At 61.8% G+C, this 20,949-nt stretch carries 20 protein-coding genes; 15 read left to right on the forward strand and 5 right to left on the reverse strand.

Annotated elements, in window-relative coordinates:
* Positions 1 to 53 precede the first annotated feature (53 nt).
* The 12 genes from ACSQ19_RS10500 (at position 54) to ACSQ19_RS10555 (ending at position 11,364) form a co-directional block, all read left to right on the forward strand.
* Positions 54 to 431, forward strand: coding sequence for a DUF4398 domain-containing protein (locus ACSQ19_RS10500; RefSeq protein ID WP_296279832.1), 378 nt, complete (start codon positions 54 to 56; stop codon positions 429 to 431).
* On the forward strand, positions 428 to 1,321 hold the full coding sequence (locus tag ACSQ19_RS10505; protein ID WP_435996826.1) for a hypothetical protein: 894 nt from the start codon (positions 428 to 430) through the stop codon (positions 1,319 to 1,321). Before ACSQ19_RS10500 ends, ACSQ19_RS10505 begins: the two co-directional genes overlap by 4 nt.
* A gap of 189 nt (positions 1,322 to 1,510) precedes the next feature.
* A complete protein-coding gene (locus tag ACSQ19_RS10510) occupies positions 1,511 to 1,636 on the forward strand; it encodes a hypothetical protein (protein ID WP_296279532.1) in 126 nt (41 codons plus the stop codon).
* Between the two features lie 41 nt (positions 1,637 to 1,677).
* The gene (locus ACSQ19_RS10515) at positions 1,678 to 1,896 is read left to right on the forward strand and encodes a YdcH family protein (RefSeq protein WP_055940917.1); all 219 of its coding nucleotides are present in this window, start codon (positions 1,678 to 1,680) and stop codon (positions 1,894 to 1,896) included.
* Between the two features lie 109 nt (positions 1,897 to 2,005).
* Positions 2,006 to 3,376, forward strand: coding sequence for a pyridoxal-phosphate dependent enzyme (locus ACSQ19_RS10520; RefSeq protein WP_435996829.1), 1,371 nt, complete (start codon positions 2,006 to 2,008; stop codon positions 3,374 to 3,376).
* A 94-nt stretch (positions 3,377 to 3,470) separates the two neighbouring features.
* Positions 3,471 to 4,664: a cystathionine gamma-synthase gene (locus ACSQ19_RS10525; RefSeq protein WP_435996831.1), complete on the forward strand. Its 1,194-nt coding sequence runs from the start codon at positions 3,471 to 3,473 to the stop codon at positions 4,662 to 4,664.
* A gap of 107 nt (positions 4,665 to 4,771) precedes the next feature.
* Positions 4,772 to 5,899 carry a DegT/DnrJ/EryC1/StrS family aminotransferase gene (locus tag ACSQ19_RS10530; RefSeq protein WP_435996833.1) on the forward strand — a complete coding sequence of 376 codons (1,128 nt, stop codon included), beginning with the start codon at positions 4,772 to 4,774 and terminating at the stop codon, positions 5,897 to 5,899.
* A complete protein-coding gene (locus ACSQ19_RS10535) occupies positions 5,896 to 6,453 on the forward strand; it encodes a GNAT family N-acetyltransferase (protein ID WP_435996835.1) in 558 nt (185 codons plus the stop codon). Before ACSQ19_RS10530 ends, ACSQ19_RS10535 begins: the two co-directional genes overlap by 4 nt.
* Positions 6,450 to 7,247 carry an ABC transporter permease gene (locus ACSQ19_RS10540; RefSeq protein ID WP_435996837.1) on the forward strand — a complete coding sequence of 266 codons (798 nt, stop codon included), beginning with the start codon at positions 6,450 to 6,452 and terminating at the stop codon, positions 7,245 to 7,247. Before ACSQ19_RS10535 ends, ACSQ19_RS10540 begins: the two co-directional genes overlap by 4 nt.
* Entirely contained in the window at positions 7,244 to 7,969 is a 726-nt protein-coding gene (locus ACSQ19_RS10545) for an ABC transporter ATP-binding protein (protein WP_435996839.1), read from the forward strand. Before ACSQ19_RS10540 ends, ACSQ19_RS10545 begins: the two co-directional genes overlap by 4 nt.
* Positions 7,966 to 8,571: a hypothetical protein gene (locus ACSQ19_RS10550; protein ID WP_435996841.1), complete on the forward strand. Its 606-nt coding sequence runs from the start codon at positions 7,966 to 7,968 to the stop codon at positions 8,569 to 8,571. Before ACSQ19_RS10545 ends, ACSQ19_RS10550 begins: the two co-directional genes overlap by 4 nt.
* A 69-nt stretch (positions 8,572 to 8,640) precedes the next feature.
* Complete coding sequence (locus ACSQ19_RS10555) at positions 8,641 to 11,364, forward strand: glycosyltransferase (protein ID WP_435996843.1); 2,724 nt, start codon at positions 8,641 to 8,643, stop codon at positions 11,362 to 11,364.
* Between the two features lie 21 nt (positions 11,365 to 11,385).
* On the opposite strand, the gene ACSQ19_RS10560 is transcribed toward ACSQ19_RS10555, so the two are convergent.
* The 5 genes from ACSQ19_RS10560 to ACSQ19_RS10580 form a co-directional block, all read right to left on the reverse strand.
* Entirely contained in the window at positions 11,386 to 12,561 is a 1,176-nt protein-coding gene (locus tag ACSQ19_RS10560; RefSeq protein ID WP_435996845.1) for a hypothetical protein, read from the reverse strand.
* Entirely contained in the window at positions 12,558 to 13,958 is a 1,401-nt protein-coding gene (locus ACSQ19_RS10565; RefSeq protein ID WP_435996847.1) for a glycosyltransferase family 2 protein, read from the reverse strand. Before ACSQ19_RS10565 ends, ACSQ19_RS10560 begins: the two co-directional genes overlap by 4 nt.
* 189 nt (positions 13,959 to 14,147) lie before the next feature.
* Positions 14,148 to 15,098 carry an electron transfer flavoprotein subunit alpha/FixB family protein gene (locus ACSQ19_RS10570; RefSeq protein WP_435996849.1) on the reverse strand — a complete coding sequence of 317 codons (951 nt, stop codon included), beginning with the start codon at positions 15,096 to 15,098 and terminating at the stop codon, positions 14,148 to 14,150.
* On the reverse strand, positions 15,098 to 15,844 hold the full coding sequence (locus ACSQ19_RS10575; protein ID WP_435996851.1) for an electron transfer flavoprotein subunit beta/FixA family protein: 747 nt from the start codon (positions 15,842 to 15,844) through the stop codon (positions 15,098 to 15,100). Before ACSQ19_RS10575 ends, ACSQ19_RS10570 begins: the two co-directional genes overlap by 1 nt.
* Before the next feature lie 79 nt (positions 15,845 to 15,923).
* Positions 15,924 to 16,856 carry an ATP-grasp domain-containing protein gene (locus ACSQ19_RS10580; protein WP_435996853.1) on the reverse strand — a complete coding sequence of 311 codons (933 nt, stop codon included), beginning with the start codon at positions 16,854 to 16,856 and terminating at the stop codon, positions 15,924 to 15,926.
* A 112-nt stretch (positions 16,857 to 16,968) separates the two neighbouring features.
* Between ACSQ19_RS10580 and ACSQ19_RS10585 the strand changes: the two genes are divergently transcribed.
* The 3 genes from ACSQ19_RS10585 (at position 16,969) to ACSQ19_RS10595 (ending at position 20,869) form a co-directional block, all read left to right on the forward strand.
* Entirely contained in the window at positions 16,969 to 17,700 is a 732-nt protein-coding gene (locus ACSQ19_RS10585; RefSeq protein WP_435996855.1) for a CoA transferase subunit A, read from the forward strand.
* Positions 17,700 to 18,335, forward strand: a complete 636-nt coding sequence (locus ACSQ19_RS10590; protein ID WP_435996857.1) for a CoA transferase subunit B — start codon at positions 17,700 to 17,702, stop codon at positions 18,333 to 18,335. The genes ACSQ19_RS10585 and ACSQ19_RS10590 overlap by 1 nt, the downstream gene beginning before the upstream one ends.
* Before the next feature lie 179 nt (positions 18,336 to 18,514).
* Complete coding sequence (locus tag ACSQ19_RS10595; protein WP_435996859.1) at positions 18,515 to 20,869, forward strand: reprolysin-like metallopeptidase; 2,355 nt, start codon at positions 18,515 to 18,517, stop codon at positions 20,867 to 20,869.
* Positions 20,870 to 20,949: the final 80 nt, after the last annotated feature.

Genomic DNA, 20,949 nt, shown 5'->3' on the forward strand with positions numbered 1-20,949 from the left:
GCCGAAGGCTACAGACAATGGCCGCGCGTACCCCTCAACGTCACGGCACCCCAATGACTGTTAGCTTCGCACACTTCCGCAGGCCCCTGCATGTGATGGCCGCCGCAGTAGCGGCAATCGTGCTGTCGCCGGCGTTCGCCCAGAACGCGCCGACCCCCGAACTGGAAGCGGCGATCAAGGCGGTGCAGCGTGCCGACCAGGCCGATGCGGACCAGTACGCACCCGCGCCGCTGGCGGCGGCCCGCCAGTCGCTCGCGCAGGCGCAGGCCACGCGCAGCAAGAAGGAGGCCCTCGATTTCGCCGTGCGCGCCGCCGCGGACGCCGATCTGGCGCGCGCGCGCAGCGAGGAGGCCGTCGCCATGGCGGATGTGGACCAGCGCCGCGCGGAGATCGCGGACCTGCAGCGCCAGCTCGGGGAGGGCGGTCGATGAGCGCTTACGACCGCATGGTTCGGCTGTCGCTGGCCCTAGTGCTGCCCTTGGTGGCGGCCACCGCGATCGCCGCCGACAACCCGGTGGTCGCCCAGCTCAGCCAGCGCCTGGCGGCACTGCAGTCCGATCCCGTCCTGAGCGAGCACGCGGCGTACGAGAAATTGCAGGCGCAGCATGCGGTGACGGCGCTGTACAAGGGCCGTCGCAGTCAACGCGAAACCCTGCAGTTCGTGGCCGAACGTCGGGTCGAGATCGCCGAGATCGCCGCGCGGACCCAGGCGGCACGCCGCGAGGCCGATCGCCTGGACCGTACGCGCAGCGAACTGCTGGTCGAGGCGAGCCGACGCGAGGCCGAGCGTGCCCGGCGCGAGGCCGAACGTCTTCGCGTGCAGGCGCAGATCCAGGCCGAGGAAACCGAACGCCTGCGGCTGGCCGCCGAGGCCGAGGCACTGGCGCGGCAGGAGGCCGAGACCACCCTCGATACCGTGGCAGGCCAGCAGGCCAACCGATTGAGTGCCGCTCGCCAGCGGGAGCTGAAACTCGCCCGCGAAGAGGCCGAGCTGGTGTCCGGGGCCAAGTTGCCTGCCTCGAAGTTCGAGGCGCGGGGCGAGGTATTCACGCTGGGCGCCAACGTGTTCGCTGGCAATTCCGCCAAGCTATCGGGCGGCGGCACATCCACCGCGAGCGCACTGGCCGCGTATTTGCAAGCCAACCCCAAGGCGCGCGCCCGGATCGAGGGCTACGGCGACAACCAGACGCCGGGGCAGCGTCGTGCGGATGCCTTGCGCGACGCGCTGACGGCGGCCGGGGTGCAGAAGTCGCGCCTGCAGAGCATCGCGAAAGGTACGGGTACCAAGGCTCGGGCGCTGGAAATGATCATCACGCACTGATTTTCCCTTGAAAATCATGAGCTTGGATGAACCTTTCTGGCTTCCCGGCGAATAGCCTGAACATTGTCCCGCGTGCGGTTTCCTTTCAGAATCAATGACTTGACATCGCGCTTGCCGGCCTGCTGGTCGAGGAGTAGGGTCATATTCCCAAGCGACTCCCGTCGCTTGGCTCACCGGAGAATCGACCCGATGACGCCCGTTCCGATACCCCTGGAGACCGCCGCCGGCAAGCAGCTGGCCGTGGGCGTCCTGGCGGGACGCACCGGTGCCGCCGGCCAGAGGCTCCGCTCCCAAGCCAACGCCCCGTGCCTGTGAAGGCCGGGGCGTTCGTATTTCCGCTGAAGGAGGTAATGATCATGTTCGAAGGTCAACCGCAGGCCGACATTGATGCGCTCATCAAGGCCGATCCGGAGTTCAAGCAGCTCTACCAGCGCCACCGCGAGCTGGACAAGAAGGTCACCGACGCCGAACTCGGCGTGCTGCCCATCGATGACACCCTGCTCGGCCAGATGAAGCGCGAAAAGCTGCACGCGAAGGAGCGATTGCTCCGGATCTACGACGCCAAACCGCACTAGGCGCCTCACTTTCTCGTCGCGGGCGGCGGCGGCCTCCTCGTCGGCCGTCGCCGTCCGCGTCACCCAAGTGCGATAATCCGGGCCCGTACCGCACCGGATGCACGGCCGCATGGCGATCCACTCTTCCGTACTCGAGCTGATTGGCGACACGCCGATCGTCCAGGCCAAGCGCCTCGACACCGGGCTCTGCACCCTCTACCTGAAACTCGAGAGCGCCAACCCCGGCGGGTCCATCAAGGACCGCATCGGCATGTCGATGATCGAGGCCGCCGAAAAGCGCGGCGACCTGAAGCCTGGCGCCACCCTCGTCGAGGGCACGGCCGGCAATACCGGCATCGGCCTGGCGCTGGTCGCGCAGCAGAAGGGTTACAAGCTGATGCTGGTGGTCCCGGACAAGATGAGCCGGGAGAAGATCTTCAACCTCAAGGCGATGGGCGCCGAGGTCATCCTGACCCGTTCGGACGTCGCCAAGGGGCACCCTGAGTATTATCAGGACCTGGCCGAGCGCATCGCGCGCGAGACACCCGGCGCCTACTTCATCAACCAGTTCGGCAACCCCGACAATCCGGCCGCGCACGAGTACGGTACCGGCCCTGAAATCCTGCGCCAGATGGACGGCCGGCTGGATGCCATCGTCTTCGGCTGCGGTAGTTCCGGCACCATGACCGGCCTGTCGCGCTGCTTCGCGGAGCAATCGCCGCAGACCGAAATGGTACTGGCCGATCCCGTCGGATCGATCCTGACGCAGTACATCAACGAAGGCACGCTCAGCACGAAGTCGGGCAGCTGGCTGGTGGAGGGCATCGGCGAAGACTTCCTGCCGCAGATCTCGGATTTCAGCCGGGTCAAGAAGGCCTACGCGATCAGCGACGCGGAGAGTTTCCACACCGCTCGCGAGCTGCTGGCGAAGGAGGGCATCCTGGGCGGCTCGTCCACCGGCACCCTGCTGGCGGCGGCGCTCAAGTATTGCCGCGAGCAGACCACGCCGAAGCGCGTGCTCGTGTTCGTCTGCGACACCGGCAACAAGTACCTGTCGAAGATGTACAACGACTACTGGATGCTGGACAACGGCTTCATCGAGCGTCCCCAGCACGGCGACCTGCGCGACCTGATCCTGCGCCCTTACAGTCAGCGGGATACGGTCGTGGTCAGTCCCACCGATCTGCTGACCACCGCTTACCAGCGCATGAAGCTGTACGACGTCTCCCAGCTGCCGGTAATGGAGGGCGACAAGCTGGCCGGCATCGTCGACGAAAGCGACGTGCTGCTGCATGTGTACGGCGACGAGGCGCGTTTCCGCGACCCCGTCTTGACGGCGATGGTCAGCAAGCTGGACCGACTCGATGTCCGGTCGCCGATCGAGGCGCTGCTGCCGGTGTTCGACCGGGGCCAAGTGGCCATCATCACCGACGGTGACGCTTTCCTGGGCCTGATCACCCGCATCGATCTGCTGAATTACCTGCGACGCCGCGCACAGTAGGAGCGACGCCCGTCGGTCGGCGGGCGGAGTTTCGCATGGACGGTACGTTAAGACCCGGCTGGTAGAATGTCCGGCTGTTTGAAGGAACATGAACATGGCGCACTCTTCGACCCCCGCCAGTGGGGCGCCCGGCGACCTTGCCCTGGGCACACTGGCTATTCATGGTGGGCAGTCTCCGGACCCCAGCACCGGCGCGGTCATGCCGCCCATCTATGCCACGTCCACATATGCCCAGAGCAGCCCGGGCGTGCACCAGGGGTTCGAGTATTCGCGAACGCACAATCCGACGCGCTTCGCCTACGAGCGCTGCGTGGCGGCACTAGAAGGCGGCAGTCGCGGTTTCGCCTTCGCCTCCGGCATGGCGGCCACCTCGACCGTGCTGGAACTGCTGGACAGCGGCAGCCATGTCATCGCGATGGACGACCTCTACGGCGGCAGCTACCGACTGTTCGAGCGCGTGCGCAAGCGCACCGCCGCGCTGGATTTCAGCTTCGTCGACCTGACCGACCTGGCGGCGTTCGAGTCCGCCATCACCCCGGCAACGCGAATGGTGTGGGTGGAAACCCCGACCAATCCCATGCTGAAGATCGTCGACATCGCGGCCATCTGCGACATCGCGCACAAGCGCGGCCTGCGCGTGGTCGTCGACAACACCTTCGCCTCCCCCATCCTGCAGCGCCCGCTCGCGCTGGGTGCGGACATCGTCATGCATTCGGCCACCAAGTACCTCAACGGCCACTCCGACATGGTCGGCGGCATGGTGGTGGTGGGAGACGATGCGGAACTGGCCGAACAGATGGCGTTCCTGCAGAACTCCATCGGGGCCGTGCAGGGGCCGTTCGACAGCTTCCTCGCGCTGCGTGGCTTGAAGACCCTGCACCTGCGGATGAAGGCGCATTGCGAGAACGCGATGGCGTTGGCGCAGTGGCTGGAGACGCATCCGGCGATCGAGAAAGTGATCTACCCGGGGCTCGCCTCTCATCCCCAGCATGGGCTCGCGGCGAAGCAGATGCACGGTTACGGCGGCATCATTTCCATCGTTCTGAAGGGTGGATTCGACGCTGCGAGGAAGTTTTGCGAGAACACGACGCTATTCACGCTAGCGGAATCGCTGGGTGGTGTGGAGAGCTTGGTGAATCATCCTGCGGTGATGACGCATGCGTCGGTGCCCGTCGTGCGACGGGACGCTTTGGGCATCACAGATGGGCTGGTCAGATTGAGTGTGGGGGTTGAAGTCCTAGCGGATCTGAAGGCCGACATATATCTGAGTCTAGGATCGAGCCTGTAGACTATCAAAGTGGCCTGCGTGGCCTGAAAGTATCTGTTTCAATTAACTTTTTTGAGCTGCCCGTGGATGGGGTAGTCACCTAAAAACGCCAGAATGTGGAGTAGAGAATGGCTATTCAATTGTTTGTACCGAAATTCCGTGTCGACGAATGCCTCGCTGAAATTCGTGAGTGCCTCGAGAAGGGATGGACGGGGTTGGGTTTCAAGACCGTGGCGTTTGAGGAAGATTGGAAAATCTACACGGGGCTACCGCATGCTCATTTCCTGAGTTCCAATACGGTCGGCCTCCAACTGGCGTTGGAAATACTGGGTCGTCGCCATGGCTGGCAGCCGGGAGATGAAGTCATCGCGACGCCCCTGACCTTCGTGTCGTCGAATCACGCGATCGTCTACAACGGCCTGACTCCTGTCTTCGCTGACGTGGACGAGACTTTGTGTCTGGATCCGCAAAGCGTCCGTGAGCGCATTACTGACAAGACACGTGCTGTGATGTTCGTGGGGTTGGGTGGCAATACGGGCAAATATGCGGAGATCGTCAAGCTATGCCGCGAGAAGGGCATAGCCGTGATCCTCGATGCCGCGCACATGGCGGGTACACGCGTGGGCGGGCGGCAGGTTGGCCATGACGCCGACGTCACCGTCTTCAGTTTCCAAGCAGTCAAGAACTTGCCCACCGCCGATTCCGGCATGATCTGCTTTGCCGACCAGCAAGATGACGAAGAGGTACGCAAGCTCTCTTGGCTAGGTATCAACAAGGATACCTACGCGCGCACGGCATCGCAGGGTGCTTACAAATGGATGTATGACGTCGAGCGCGTCGGCTACAAGTTCCACGGCAATTCGATCATGGCGGCCATAGGGTTGGTGCAGTTGCGTTACCTCGATCAGGATAATGCGTATCGGCGCCAGTTGGCGAAGTGGTATCGCCAGTATCTGGCGGACGCGAGCCAAGTACGTCTCATTCCCATGCAGCCAGGCATCGAAAGCGCCACGCACCTGTTCCAGGTTCGCGTCAACAATCGCGATGAGTTGATGCTGGCCCTCAACGAGAACGAGATCTATCCGGGTGTGCACTACCGCGACAATACCGAGTACAGCATGTACAAGTTCGGGGCGGGCACGTGTCCCAATGCCGCCAAGGCTAGTACGGAGATCCTCTCCTTGCCGATGCATATGGGCTTGACCCACAACGATGTACAAAAGGTCGCCACCCTTATCGCACAGTACGCAAAATGAACCCGTTCCTCACGGATGGCGTTGTGTGTGCCTCTGGTCAGATGATTCGTCTTCGTCCGCTATCCGAGGACGATCTGGTGAACACGCTGACGTGGCGAAACGACGAGCGTTCGCGCAAGTGGTTCAAGTCGCAGGGGCTTCTTCAAATGGATGCGCACATATCCTGGTTCCAACGTTATTCGGAGAGCGCATCGCCCGATTGCATGTTCTTTGCCGAAACGCATGATGGCGAACCCGTGGGTCAAACGTCGGTCTACAACTTCGACGAGGCCAACATGCGCGCGGAGGTGGGTCGCTTTCTCTCCGCGCCCGATTTGCGCGGAAAGGGTCTCTTCAGGGAGGCCCTGATACTGACGTTGGACTGGACCTTCGAGAACCTCGGGCTCCATGAAGTCCATCTGGAAGTATTTGAGGACAACGAGCGGGCCATCCGTCTGTACGAGTCGGTTGGGTTTTCCGGAACGGGTTCGCGCGATGGTCTGATCACGATGCTAATGCCCTCCAGCGCTCGCTCGAGCGGCGTGGATGGCGGGGGTCTGGAGTTCGCCCAATGAGGCAGTCGGGCGTATTCCATCGTGATGTTCTGAATGGCCTCAGACTTTGGCGAGTCTGGGGTTATCTCGCGATCAACGACTTGCGGGGGAAGTTTGCGCGGTCCAGTCTGGGCGCTGCCTGGATTGTGGTGAGTTTCGCGATCTGGGCGGGCGGGGTCGGACTCATTTATGCGCGGCTGTTCCAGCTGGACACCCGTACGTTTGTGCCGTTTCTGACAGTGGGCTTCGCGCTGTGGGGTTACATAACGGCTAGTTTCGTCGAGTCCAGTGGCAGTTTTCTGGGGTCGGCAGGCTATGTGAAGCAATTCAATCTACCTAAACAGGTCTACATCTATCGGACGTTGCTGGCTCAGACCATCACGCTGTCCTTCTCGCTGCTCGTCTGCGTGGTCGTGATCGCTGTCTTCGGCCACTTCAGCATTGCGGGGCTCGCACTCGCGTTGCCCGGCCTGTTCCTGCTAGTCGCGGCTGCGACCTTCCACGCGTTTCTGAGCGCATACATCACACCCTACATCCGCGATTTTCCGCATGCGATGAGCAGCCTGATGAATGTTATTTTCTTTGTCACGCCTATTATTTTTCCAGCAAAGATGCTGGAGGAACGCGGTCTGGGGGCTGTGTATCAGTTCAATCCTTTCTACTACCTACTGGAGGTGGTACGGCACCCCCTGTTGACGGGATCGCCGCCAACTCTGGAAATCTGGGGTGGGGCGCTTGGCTACGTCATGGTGCTCGCGCTGGTGGTCATGCCGTTCTGCAAGCGTCTGGACTCCCGCCTGGTGTACGCGCTATGAGTAGCGAGGCCATTCGTGTGGAGCGAGTCGTCGTCGACTATCCGCTGGAAAACAGTTTGGGTATCGCCAGGCGACTGCTCAGAAGAACTACGGTTCCGCACAAGCGAGCACTGAACGGCATCGATCTTAGTATTCAGGACGGCGAACGCGTCGGTATCATTGGCCCAAACGGCGCCGGAAAGAGCACGTTGCTGCGGGTGCTGGCCGGCATCCTGCCGCCAACCTCTGGAACTGCTCGAGTACAAGGCACCGTAGCCCCGCTCTTCGAGTTCGCGACAGGATTCGAAATGGAGCTTAGTGGGTATGAGAACGTACGGATTCGTTCCTTGCTGCAGGGAATGGAATGGCAACGGATCAAAGAGACCATGCCTAGCATTGTGGAGTTCTCTGAGCTTGGCGAGGCCTTGAGCCAACCCGTTCGGACGTACTCCAGCGGCATGTTCATTCGGTTGGCGTTCTCCACGGCGACCTCTATTGACCCGGATATCTTGCTCATCGATGAAGCGTTCGGTGCTGGCGATCAGCATTTCTCGGTAAAGTCCGGCAGACGCATGCGCGAGCTTATGGATCGAGGTCGTGTCCTGGTTTTTACATCTCACAATCTGGATCTGGTCAGATCCCTGTGCAATCGGATCGTATGGATCGAAAAAGGCGCTATCGTTGAAGATGGCCCTGCTGATTCAGTAATTCCCCGTTATCTGTCCATGGAGACTAAGGCATGAAAATTCTTCTGAATGCGATCGAGAAACACCGCAGCCCGTTGGTCGTCGCAATTGCTATCGCGGCGATGGCCAGCGCGTGCACGCAGCAAGCAGGCACGCCGGCGCAAGCGCCCGACACGGCCGCTCCTGCCACTCCCGTGGAGCCTGTCACGGAAACAGTTCCTGCGCCGCCCGAGGCGACGGCCAGCCAGTTCGGCCCTGCGCTCCCTGCGGATCTGCAGGGTGCAGTGGTGGGTGGCGGGGAATGCGGCATCGAAGCGACGCCAGAAGTGCCGCAAGGCGCCGAGATTCCATTGTCTCGCTCCAAGACGCAGCTTATCGAAGGTTGGATTCTCGATCGCCAGGAAAAATCCAAACCCACCTCCGCCTATCTGAAGCTGGAGTCTGGTGGAGAAGCATCCTATTTCGTTGCGCTTACCCTCGGCAATCGACAGGGATTGGGTGTGAGGTTAGGTGACGCATCCTTGGACGATGCGGCCTTCGCAGTGACCGCTGGTCTTAGCGAGGTTCCGGCTGGTCAATACAATGTGCAGGTTGCGCAACGCGTGGGTGAGAAGATCCTACTGTGCGCTACTGGACGCACGGCGAAAGTCGCGGACTGAGCCATATCCGGGGTGCGGGCATCGGCTCGTGTCCCGCACGCGGTTAACGAAGCTGTTTTGGGGGGTGTGATGGCAGGGGCGAAATTCAGGGTTCTGGCCGTAGCGGACGGAATGATCCCGTCTGTCGAATTAGTGCTCGAGCGCCCCTTGTCGTACCTCGCCAACGAGGGCGAGATAGAGTTCAGCTTGCATACGATCGAAGATGCCGATGGCATTGGGCGGGAGCTGGATCGTTGCGATCTTCTTGTACTGATGCGCGCATGCCAGGCAAACGCGCTGGCTCTCGTCAAGGCAGCCAGAGCCAGAAGCCTTCCGGTTGTTTACGCGATCGATGACGACTTCGAGAGCCTAGATCCGGCCACCCCCTTGGGGCGCCACTACCGCGACTCAGGGGCGTGGCCGCGACTACTCGACATTTGTGGTCTTTGCGATCAGGTATGGGCGTTCTCGAATGTTTTGAAACGGAAGATCCTTCCCAGGCAACGCAATGTTGTCGTTCCGCCTGCTATCGCGAGCCTTGAAAGCATTGGCGAGATCCGAAGTGCGGTAGGCGGAAGCGCCGCCTCTAAAGCTGATGTATGTATCGGATATGCCGCCTCGTTGTTGCACAGCACCGATATCGAGGATATCGCTCCTGTACTGCTTGGTTTGATGGAAGAGTACCCGCAAGTACGTATAGAGCTGATAGGTGTTCGTTCTGAACTATTGGCGGCGAACCCAAGGGTATCCCATTTTCCTTCGCTGCCGGGCATCCAGAAATACTACGAGTTCGTTCTTGGCAGGTGCTGGGACGTCGGAATCGCCCCATTGCTGCGCTCGCCGGCGAACGACGCGAAGACGGACAACAAGTATCGAGAATACGCAGCGCTCGGAATACCGGCGGTTTACGCGGATGCTCCGCCTTATTGGCGATCGGTAATTGACGGTTACAACGGTCTGGTCGCAGGTAGTCATTCTGATTGGCGGGACTGTCTAACGCGACTGATCCAAGACAAGACTCTTGCCGATCGTATCGCCGTTAATGCGATTGCAGATGTTAGACATCGATATGGCCTTCCGAATGTCGCCAGGAAATATCTCGATCTCATGCGCTCGGCTATCGAGCCACGCAGAAAAGTGCTGGTGATCGCGGCGCCTATCGCAACCACCGCGATCGATATCACGCTTCCCTTCGAGCAACTGGAATCGGAGGGTAAGCTGGAATGGCGGACCAAAGATGGTGCAGAGGTCACTCCTGAAGACTTGGCGTGGGCGGACCTGCTGGTTATCAGCAGACTGAGCGACCCGCCGACCTTGCTTGCTGCTCGACGTGCGAGGAACGACTACGGGTTGCCCGTAGTGTTCTCATGGGACGACGATTTTTTTGTCATCCCCGATTCCATTGGTGCGGTAGCCAAGTATCACAAGGACCCTGTCATCCTCAAAGGGCTTGAGGAATTGTTGTCCAGCGCAGACTTGGTTAAGGCATCAACGCTGCGCATTGAGCAGCGTTCGAAGGCCTACAATGCGAACGTGGTCCGACACCACTACGGATTCGACTTTTCTCAACTAGACGATCTCCCGCAGACAGGGACGCGTGATCCGGGCGCAGTGACTATAGGCTTTTTCGGGTCCGCGGATCACTCCAAGGCGCTGGAAACTTTGCTGGATGCGCTGCACGAAGTTGCACGTTTGGTGCCCCAGGCGCGCTTCGAGTTCTTTGGGCCACGTACGGCACGACTCGAAGGCCTTCCCAACACAAGTTTCATTCCATTCAGTGCTTCCTCACGTGATTCGCTGAGAACGCTGGCGACGCGTCACTGGGACATCGGGTTGGCTCCCCTTGAGATAAGCGACTTCAATCGGGCCAAGCTGCCGACCAAATATCGCGATTATGGCGCCTGCCATATCGCCGGCGTGTACACACGGATTGATCCCTACGAAGCTGTCGTCGAAGAGGGGCGAACCGGGTTCCTCGTCGACAACGATAAGCAGTCTTGGGTTGGAGCGATCATGCGTCTGGTGGAGGCGCGTGACTTACGAAGCTACATTGCGGCGAACGCCCATGCGCATGTTCGAAACGAACTGAGCCTCGAGCAAGCGGTCGAAGCTTGGCGCAGCATATTGTCGGCAGTGGCGCCAACCCTTGATGCAGGCCCAGCGATTACCGAGAGGCACGCGCGTAGGCAAGCAATGCTGGAACTGCGAGTCGAGCACTTGGCCCGCCAGGTGGACGCGTTGAAGGAGTCCGGACGACGGCTTCTGATGCTAGAGGGACGCTCGGCGTATCGCAACCCGAGATCACGAGCCCTTGTGCATAGGGTGATCAATCGACTCATCACAATGTATTTGCGGCGATCGCCGATCCATGCATCGGTGGGTCCGATCCATGCCGAGGCGTTGGAGTTCGCGCAGGAGATTCATGGGAGCGCCGCCGGTGTCACCTATGAGCTCAGCGCGAACCTGCAAGGCGTCCCTTTCGTTGAGTATGCGGTGAAATCAGTGGGTGCAGAGGTGTCGAGTATGAGGGTTGCTTTTGCGGCGACCGTTCCGACGCTGGCAGGTTACCTGGGTATGGAACTCGTGAGTCCCGCGGATGAGATATATGATCATGTGGTGCTGCCTATCGAGTCTCTCGATCCCGATCTATTGGTCGACTTCGAGATGAAGGCGCCAACGAAGCTTGGTAAGGGCTGGAGAGTCAGGTTCTTCGCGCGCGAATCCCAGAGCCCGATCTTCGTCCGAGAGTTTTCGAGAGAACCCCATGAGCGTCAGGGTCTCTACGCATTGCGTTCCGCACCGCGTCTCGACTAGGGCGCGGCGTGAGCAAAGGCGTTAACCCGCGAATCGGCGGGCGAGTCGTCCCTTGACCTTTCCGAGCAGGCGGAGCGTACGCCATTCGAAGCCACTGATCGCGGCGGTGGTTGGCGTAAGCGCGGCGCTCTCCAGTACCGCTGCCCATTGTGGCGCGACCACCTGCAAACGATGCTTACGCCAGACATGCTCCCTCGCTCGGCCTCCCATCTGGGGAAGTGTCTTCCGGTGCTGGAGAGCCCACTCGAGGGCGCTAGTCCAATCTTCTTCTCCGTGGCCGACGAGTAGGCCGCTCAGGGCATGTTGGACGCTGTCGGCATAGGGAGCTACGTCGCTGTACAGCCCAGGAATTCCCAGGGCACCGTACTCGCGAAATTTGTTGTTGGTCTTTGATCTGGAGAACGCATCGTCCTCCAATGGCGCCAACGCCAGCTCCCATCCTCGCGCCTGTTTGAAGTCAAGAAACTGGCGGTAGTTCGAGATGTTTTCGAAATGGCGGACCCCTGGTGTGTTCTTCAGCTCTTCAGGCATGTGGCCTATGAACTCAAACTCGAACGCGCCAGGGCGATTCAGGATCGTACGCTTAATGGCGGAGACGACAGTGCTGAACCCTCCACCGCGCTCACTGCCCGCATAGCCGACGCGCAGAGGTCGATCAGGTGCAGTCTCCTGTCGTGAATGTGGCGCTCGCTCAGCCAGCAGGTCGAAGTCAAAAGAGGCGGGCACATGCTCAACTCTCGACTTCGGGAACTCGGCGCGCAGATGGTTGGCGAGATGAGGCGAACTGACCAAGACAATCGTCGCGTTGCGGATGAAAAGGGCCAGCGACTGTCGTACGGCGGGGTTCGCGTAATAGGCTGACAGTGCGTTATCCCTGCGGTACTCCCAGAGATTGTCGTCGAGATAGTAGGCGTAACGCGCTGCTCGCCGCGCCAACGCAACCGGAAGCCATGAGAACTCAGGAGCGCATACCCTTGAGAACATCGTGGGTCGGAGGTGGTAATCGTGTTGGGAGGCCTGATTCCACAATTTGACATGCAGGCTTGCCGGCTGCACGCATTTCTCAAGCACGCTTGAAGTCAGGGTGGCGGTCGGCCCCGCGCTGTCTACCACCAAGTTCAATCCCGCAACGAATTTGGCTGCTGGGTCGGCGGCAGCGCGCCGAATGTTGCCCCAATCCGGCTGGTCACCGCTCATCGCGGTTTTCGCTTCCTGCCAGTGTTGCGCTTCGATCGATTCACCTGATCGGCCGGTGTGGGCTCGCCCTCCGCCGGCAGCTGGGTGCTACCGACTTCAAGCGCCTCGGCAAGTTGCTGTTCGAGTGCGCGGATCATCTCCAGTCGCCGGTCAGCGGCGTCACGGAAGATGAAGAGCGAGTACTTCGTTTCGGCTAATTCTCGGGCGAGCTCGACATCGAAGTGGTCGGCGGGAGACTTCTCGGGTCGATGCTGACTGTCTGCCAGAGCGGACGCGAGTCTACTCAGTTCTGCCTGAGCTTCGGCGAGCTTGGCTGACATCGAGGTCAGTTCATCCGTTCTCTGATCCGCTGCTCGCAGCGCATCACGTGCGGCAACTTCCATACGGATCAACGACGATGCGTCTTTCTCGATGCGCTCTCTGGTGTAGCCGACAATCGCGGTGAAAAGGGAATCGATCTTGCTCTTGCCTGTTTCTCTGGCCCTGTTGCGGGCGCGGCGAGCGATGTCGAGGTCCAAAAGCCCAAGCGCCCTCATTCGGGAGGCCGTTCTCATGGCCCCGACGGTATCAAGCGTGAACATTTGGTGCTCGAGCAGCGCATTTTGAAGTGCGGCATTCTCAGCTGGCTCGAGATCGATCCCGATGTCGGTGCTGCAAGCATCTTCGAGGCGAAGCGATGTAGGAGCCAGACGATGGTTGCGGTTCGTGCGCGAGTACTTGAGGGCGAGTGCAGCATTTTCCTGGTTCAGCCTTCCGAGAGACCCCGGTAGGCCGACGCCAAACTCGGTGGCGAGAACCTTCGGCTCGTACCCGATCTCGAACTCGGCGGCCACGCGCAGCCACAGATCCCAATCGCAAAGCCGCTTGAGGATGATGTGCGGATCGTACCAGCCGATCTTGTCGATCGTACTTCGCGGTAGGACGACACATGTATTCGGAATCGAGTTCGCACCCCCCAGCATCGCGTCCATATCCAGCGGTCCGCCGATGATGAAGCTGCGGTCTCCGATGAGTTGCGCTCGCGCCTGAGCATAGACCATCCCCAGTTGTGGCTCGCGTTGCAGGCGTGCCACGAGGGTCTCTAGGTGGTCCGGCTCCAGCTGGCAGTCATCGAAAAGCCAGGCAAAGTAACTGCCTGTCGCGAGTGGATACGCCTGTGCAAGCGCATAGGCGGGTAGCCCCGTATTCTCCTGCAGGCGGATATGCCGCACGCGGGCGTCACTCGCCGCCACAGCGCGGAGGTACTCGGCAGTCCCGTCGGTGGACCCATCGTCAACCACCAGCAATTCGAAGTCCTGCCATGTTTGCCGCAACGCGCTTTCAACTGCCCTTTGCAGGAAACCGTCACCATGGCGTGCGAATGTTGGAAGAAAGATCGAAACTGTTGAGGTTGTCAAAAGATTGTCTCGATATGCCGTGATCCGGTATGGGCCGGGACGGCGTCCGGCAGGATTTCAATCGGCGGACAGGTCAGTCGGGAGGTCTCTAGCCTGATGCCCTTCATTCTGGCCGAGCCGAGACCGTGGGGCATCGCTGTTCTACGCCCGGCCAGCAACTTTGTGAGAGAAGTCCAGCTGTTGTGTGATCTACGACCGGTTACTCAGATGGGACGAAAGTTCGGGCAGCAACTGAAACAAATCCCCCACCAATCCGATATCCGCAATCTCGAAGATCGGGGATTCTGGATCCTTGTTGATCGCCACGATGGTGCCGGCGTCCTTGATGCCGGTCAGGTGCTGGATGGCGCCGGAAATGCCGACGGCCACGTACAGTTCGGGCGCGATGATCTTGCCGGTCTGGCCGACCTGGAGTTCGTTCGGTACGTAGCCGGCGTCCACGGCGGCGCGCGAGGCGCCGACAGCGGCGCCCAGCTTGTCGGCCAGCGCATAGATGACCTTGAAGTTCTCGGCCGAGCCCACTCCGCGCCCGCCGGAGACGACGCGCTTGGCGCTCTGCAGGTCGGGGCGGTCGGACTTGCCGGCGGCGAGGCCGACGTAGCGGGTGTGCGTGGGCAGGGCAGCGTCCACGCTGGTGGCCTCGATCGCCGCGCTGCCGCCCTTGGCAGCTTCCGGCCAAGATGCGGTGCGCACGGTGGCGACGACGGTCTGGTCGGCCGGAGTTTCGACGGTGATGATCGCGTTGCCGGCGTAGATCGGGCGCTTGAAGGTGTGCGTGCCTTCCACGGCCATCAGGTCGGAGACCTGGTTGACGCCGAGCAGTGCGGCGACGCAGGGCAGCAGGTCCTTGCCGAACGTGGTGGATGGCGCGAACACGTGCGTGTAGTCCGCGGCGAGCTTGGCGATCTGCGGGGCGAGTACCTGGGCGATGGCGTTCGCATTGGCGACGTTCGCGACGGTCAACACCTTTGCGACGCCCGCGATCTGCGCGGCCTCGGCGGCGACGGCCGTCGGGTCGGCCGCCAGCACCACCACGTCGATGGCGTCGGCCTTCACGGAGGCGGCGGCGCTGACGGTCTTGGCGGTGGAGGCGTTGAGCTTGCCGTCCAGGTGTTCGGCGATGACGAGAACCTTGGCCATTACAGCAACCCCTTCTGCTTGAGTGTGGCGACCAGCTCGGCCGCGTCCTTCACCATGACGCCCTTGCTGCGCTTGGCAGGCGGGGCGTAGTGCGTGGTCTTGTGCGTATCGGCGGATTCGACGCCGAGGTCGGCCAGCTGCAGCGTTTCCAGCGGCTTGCTCTTGGCCTTCATGATGTCGGGCAGCTTGATGAAGCGCGGTTCGTTGAGGCGCAGGTCGGTGGTGACGACCGCGGGAAGGTCGACCTCGAGCGTTTCCAGGCCGGCATCGACCTCGCGGACCACCGTGGCCTTGGCGTCGGCGATGTCGAGCTTGCCGGCGAACGTCGCCTGCGGACGGCCCCACAGCGTGGCCACCATCTGGCCGGTCTGGTTGGCGTCGTCGTCGATGGCCTGCTTGCCGAGGATCACCAGGTCCGGCGATTCCTTCTCGACCAGCTTCAGCAGGGTGCGCGCGGCGGTCAGCGGCTGGATGGCCTGGTCGGTGACCACGTGGATGGCGCGGTTGGCGCCCATGGCCAGGCCGTTGCGCAGGTGCGCCTGCGCGTCGGCGGGGGCGATGGTGGCGACCACGACTTCCGTGGCGATGCCCTTGTCGCGCAGGCGCAGGGCTTCTTCCAGCGCGATCTCGTCGAAGGGATTGGGGGACAGCTTGACGCCGTCGGCGACCACGCCGGACCCGTCCGGCTTGACCTGGATGCGGACGTTGTAGTCCACCACGCGCTTGTAGGCGACGAGAATCTTCATCCTGAGGGAATTCCTGTATGCGACGGTGAGGCCCGGCGGCGGCGGCTGGCCGACGAGGGCAGACGTTGGATTTTAGCCGTCAGGCGGGGTCCATGCGAGTCCGTACGGTACCGTCCGCCAGCTGGGAGACCAGCACGGCCGCGAAATCGGCGGCGCTGCCGGGGGCCTGGGCGAAAAACAACGAGGGCTCCGTCAGCTCGAGCTCCAGCAGCTGCGGTTTGCCGTCGGCGCCCTTCAGCAGATCGATGCGCGCATACGGAAGAGGCGCCTCGAGCTGGCGCAGGCGCGCGGTTGCGGCAAGAACCTGTTCTGCCAGCGCTTGCTCGGCGAGGGAAGCGACCGTTGCCGCGATCTCACCGAGTGCCATGGGCGCCTGTCGCGCCGTCTCCCCCAAGGGCAGCTGCGCGCACTTGCGAGCGGCATGGCTGAACCGGCCGTCGAAATACAGCAGGGCGGTCTCGCCGTACTGGTCGACCGAGGGCAGGTAGGGCTGCAGCATCACGCTGCGCTCCTGCTCGAGCAGGCGGCCGATGTGGTTGCCGGCCACGAACTGCTGGTCCCGGGCATATCGTTGGGTGTCGCGGGCGCCGGCGCTCACCGCGGGTTTGACGACGAACTCCGGTACATCGAACTCGTCCAGAAATCCGGACAACGCGTCCATGGGCTCGGCATCGGGCTCGACGAACCGGGTTGGAACCACGGGGATGCCGATGGTGGCCAAGTCCGCGAGATAGTGCTTGTCGGTGTTCCAGCGGACGACATTCAGCGGGTTGAGCAGACGGGTCACCCGGTCCGCGTGTTCGCACCAGGCCAGGAACTCGGACAGTCGTTCGGTGTAATCCCATGGCGAACGCAGCAGAGCCGCATCGAAGCGGCCCCAGCTCACGGTGGGGTCGTCCCAGGCCACGGCGCGGGCGTGCAGGCCGGCGTCGGCGCACGCATCGAGCAGCGGTACGAGGTCGTCATCGTGGCCGGTGGCTCCCACGGCGGTGACGAGGGCAAGGGTCTTCATGTGCCTCAGTGTACGCGCACGTCCCGCGCGGGATTCCCATTGCCCGAAAGTACCTGTGTCGGCGACGGGGTGCTGGGTAGAATGCCGCTTTCCTTATCGAATGGATCACGCCATGGCGGGTAACCCCGGCTCCGGAGGCAAGCAGAAGCTCTACCCCAGCGCGGCGGATGCGCTGCGGGGTGTCCTAGCCGACGGCCAGACGCTCGCGGTCGGTGGCTTCGGCCTGTGCGGCATTCCGGAAGCGCTGATCGGCGCGCTGCGGGACAGTGGCGTGAAGGGGCTGACGGCCATTTCCAACAATGCGGGCGTGGACGGTTTCGGCTTGGGCTTGCTGCTCGAAACCCGGCAGATCAAGAAGATGATTTCGTCCTACGTGGGCGAGAACAAGGAATTCGAGCGCCAGTTCCTCTCGGGCGAGCTGGAACTGGAATTCAATCCGCAGGGCACGCTGGCCGAGCGCCTGCGCGCCGGCGGCGCGGGCATTCCCGCGTTCTTCACCCGTACCGGTTACGGCACGGTGGTGGCCGAAGGCAAGGAAACCCGCCAGTTCGGGGAGCACTGGTATGTCATGGAGACAGCGCTGATCGCCGACGTGTCGCTGGTCAAGGCGTGGAAGGCCGACAAGGCCGGCAACCTGGTGTTCCGCAAGACGGCCCGCAACTTCAACCCGGCCTGCGCCATGGCCGGCAAGGTCTGCATCGCCGAGGTCGAGGAAGTGGTGGAAGTCGGCCAGATCGACCCGGACCACGTCCACCTGCCGGGCATCTACGTGGACCGCATCGTCCACAACCCGACCCCCGAGAAGCGCATCGAGCAGCGCACCGTCCGCCAAGGAGACAAGTGATGCCCTGGACCCGCGATGAGATGGCGCAGCGCGCCGCCCGCGAACTGACCGATGGCGCCTACGTGAACCTGGGCATCGGCCTGCCTACGCTGGTCGCCAACCACATTCCCGTCGGCGTGGACGTCTGGCTGCAGTCCGAGAACGGCCTGCTCGGGATCGGCCCGTTCCCGCCCGAGGACGAGGTCGACGCCGACCTGATCAACGCCGGCAAGCAGACCGTCACTGCCCGCGCGGGCGCCAGCTACTTCGGCAGCCACGACTCCTTCGCCATGATCCGCGGTGGCCACATCGACCTGGCGGTGCTGGGTGCCATGCAGGTCACCGACCAAGGCGACCTGGCCAACTGGATGGTCCCGGGGAAGATGGTCAAGGGCATGGGCGGCGCCATGGACCTGGTGGCCGGCGTCAAGCGCATCGTCGTGCTGATGGAGCACGTGGCCAAGGACGGAAGCCACAAGATCCTGCCGCAATGCGACCTGCCGCTGACCGGCGTGGGCGTGGTGGACCGGATCATCACCGATCTGGCGGTGTTCGACGTGACCCCCGACGGTCTGGTGCTGGTGGAAAAAGCCGACGGTGTGACGGGGGAGGAACTGGTGGCGAAGACCGGCGTACCCTTCCGGCCTGTCGCCTGAGTCGCCCCGAGTCGTGACGCACGTCCACTTCTTTTGCGCGATGGCGCACGCCTGACTTTCAGCTGTACGTTTTGCTGCCGATAACCCGGAGAGGCGAACCCGTTGGCTGTTTTGTGGCCCGGGGGCTGGGCTATAGTGTCGGTTCAGGGGCTCTATCCGTTTTTCTCAGAGGCGTACGTATGAAACTCCGGGTCGGCGCTTGCGCCTTGATGTTGGTCTTGGCCGGGTGCAGTGGGGAAAGCCCCGAATCGGGCATGGCAGGGATGCGGGGTGTCGCCGCCAGCAAGCCGACCGGCGCGCTGCCGACGTCGCTGCCCCTGGCGCGCGCGATTGGCGCTTCCATCGCGAATTTGCCGGACCGCGGCGCGCTGCTGTCCTTTCCCGACAAGGCAAAGCCTACCAGGCAGGAGGGCGCCTATACTTGGTTCCCGACCGCGATCAGCGAAGCGCACGCCTTCAAGGGCATCGCCACGGGTGAAATGACCGTGCCCTCGCCCGATGGCAGCCAGGTCAAGTTGCGTTATGAGCGTCACGTCGAAGAGATCGACGGCAACTGGACCTGGATCGGCCGCGTCGTCGGTGGCGATCCGATGCAGGAAGCCATCATCACCTTCGGCGAGAAGGCCGTGTTCGGCTCGATTCCCCAGGCGAACGGCAAGCCGGCCCTGAGCCTGCAGACCCGCAACGGCACCGTCTTCGCGGTCCAGACCGATCCCACCAAGGTGGTGTCGGCGACGAAGGGCCATGTGGACGTGATGATCCCCGAGGCGAGGGCGCTTCGCTCGTCGATGGGCGCAGCGGTCACCGCCGCGGCTCAGGTGACCCAGAATGCAGTGGCGGTAGCGCAGGGTGCCCCGCAGACGGCCGCCAACACGATCGACGTGGCGATCGGCTATACGCCCGAGTTCGCAACGGCCAACGGTGGCGCCTCCGGTGCCGCAACGCGATTGGTGTTCCTGATCCAGGTCGGCAACCAGGCGTTCGTGAACAGCAACGTCAACGGCTACCTGCGCGTCGTCAATGCGGTGCAGGTGAGCTACACCAACACCAACAGCAACCAGACGGCCCTGTCCGAGCTGACCGGCAGCAATGGCCAGTCCGCCGTCACCGTCCCCGCCAGCTTGGCGCCGCTGCGCACCGCACGTGACCAATACGGCGCCGATATCGCCATCCTGGTGCGCAAGTTCAACACGCCCGAAAACGAGGGCTGCGGTATCGCTTGGTTGAACGGCGCGAATGGCGCCAACACCCCCAACCAACCGCCGATAACCTCCGCCGATGCGCCTTGGGGCTACGCGGTCGTGAGCGATGGCTTCGATGCGGGTACCGACGGCAAGACGTATTACTGCGCCGACGAGACGCTGGTGCACGAAGCGGCTCACCTGATGGGTTCGGCGCATGACCGCGGGAATTCCACGAGCGCGGGCGCCTTCGCGTATTCCTACGGTTACAAGACGACGGCATCCACCGGTAATTTCTACACGGTGATGGCTTACGGAGATACGGGCCAGACAGCGCACCGCATCTTCTCGACCCCGCTCAAGAGCACGTGTGGCAGCGCGGGGAACTTGGCGTGTGGCGTTGCGAACAGTGAAGACAATGCTCGGAGTTTGAATCAGACGATTCCCGCCGTTGCTGCGTTCCGCTCGACGGTAGTCCCTTTCGGCAATCCGCTGAATCTTGTGTACATAGCGAAGCGTGGAGGTAGTGGTCGCGTTGAACTCCATACTGTGACGGCTTCTAGCGTTTTCCAGACGTTCTCCAGTCACATTGCTACAGGGTTAGCAGCGGGTACGGCCGATAAAGCTGCAAATTATCTGCTTGGAGACTACAACGGTGATGGTGTTTCAGATCTGTACTTCGTGATGAAGTCCGGCACCGCTAGTAACAAGACCGAAGTTCACGTGTTGAGCGGCTCTTCATACAGCTCTTTCTCATTGCATGCAGCAACACCCTATGGAGTGACTGGGTCGAACAATCGGTGGATTTTTCGATTGGGTGACTACAACAATGATGGCAAGCCTGATCTCTATGTCATCGATAAGGCGAGCGCCGGCGGCAAGCTTGCGGTGTACATTCTGAGCGGTGCGAGCTCCTTCCAGACAGAGCTACTTGCGCGAACCACCATTACTGGTGCGCTGCCCACGGGAACTGAGTGGGTTGTCGATTTGGGGGATTTCAACGGTGACGCTGTCCCGGACATCTTTTTGATCGGAAAGAATGGATCAGGCGGTAAGACCGAAGCGCATATTCTTGATGGCGCGACCCAATACCAGTCATATCTGAGGAACATCGCTACTGCCTTGGGATCAACAGGCACAGACAATCGCTGGGATTTCAAGATTGGTGATTACGACCGTGATGGCATTCCGGATATCTACGCAATTGACAAGGGGAGCAGCTCTGGCCGAACCGATATTCACGTTCTTTCAGGTCAGGCCTCCTACCAGACGTTCCTGCTGCACGCGTCAACGGCGATCGGCGCGGTAGGTATCGGCTTTGAATCAGAGTTCGAGTTGGTGCCGGGTTCGTAGCCCGCGAATCGGACATAAAAAAGGACCCGGCGTCTTTGGCTACGGGTCCTTTTCATTTCTGCGCGAACGCGGTTGCTTGT

This window comes from Pseudoxanthomonas sp. LjRoot127 (genome assembly GCF_964253495.1).
Lineage (GTDB): Bacteria > Pseudomonadota > Gammaproteobacteria > Xanthomonadales > Xanthomonadaceae > Pseudoxanthomonas_A.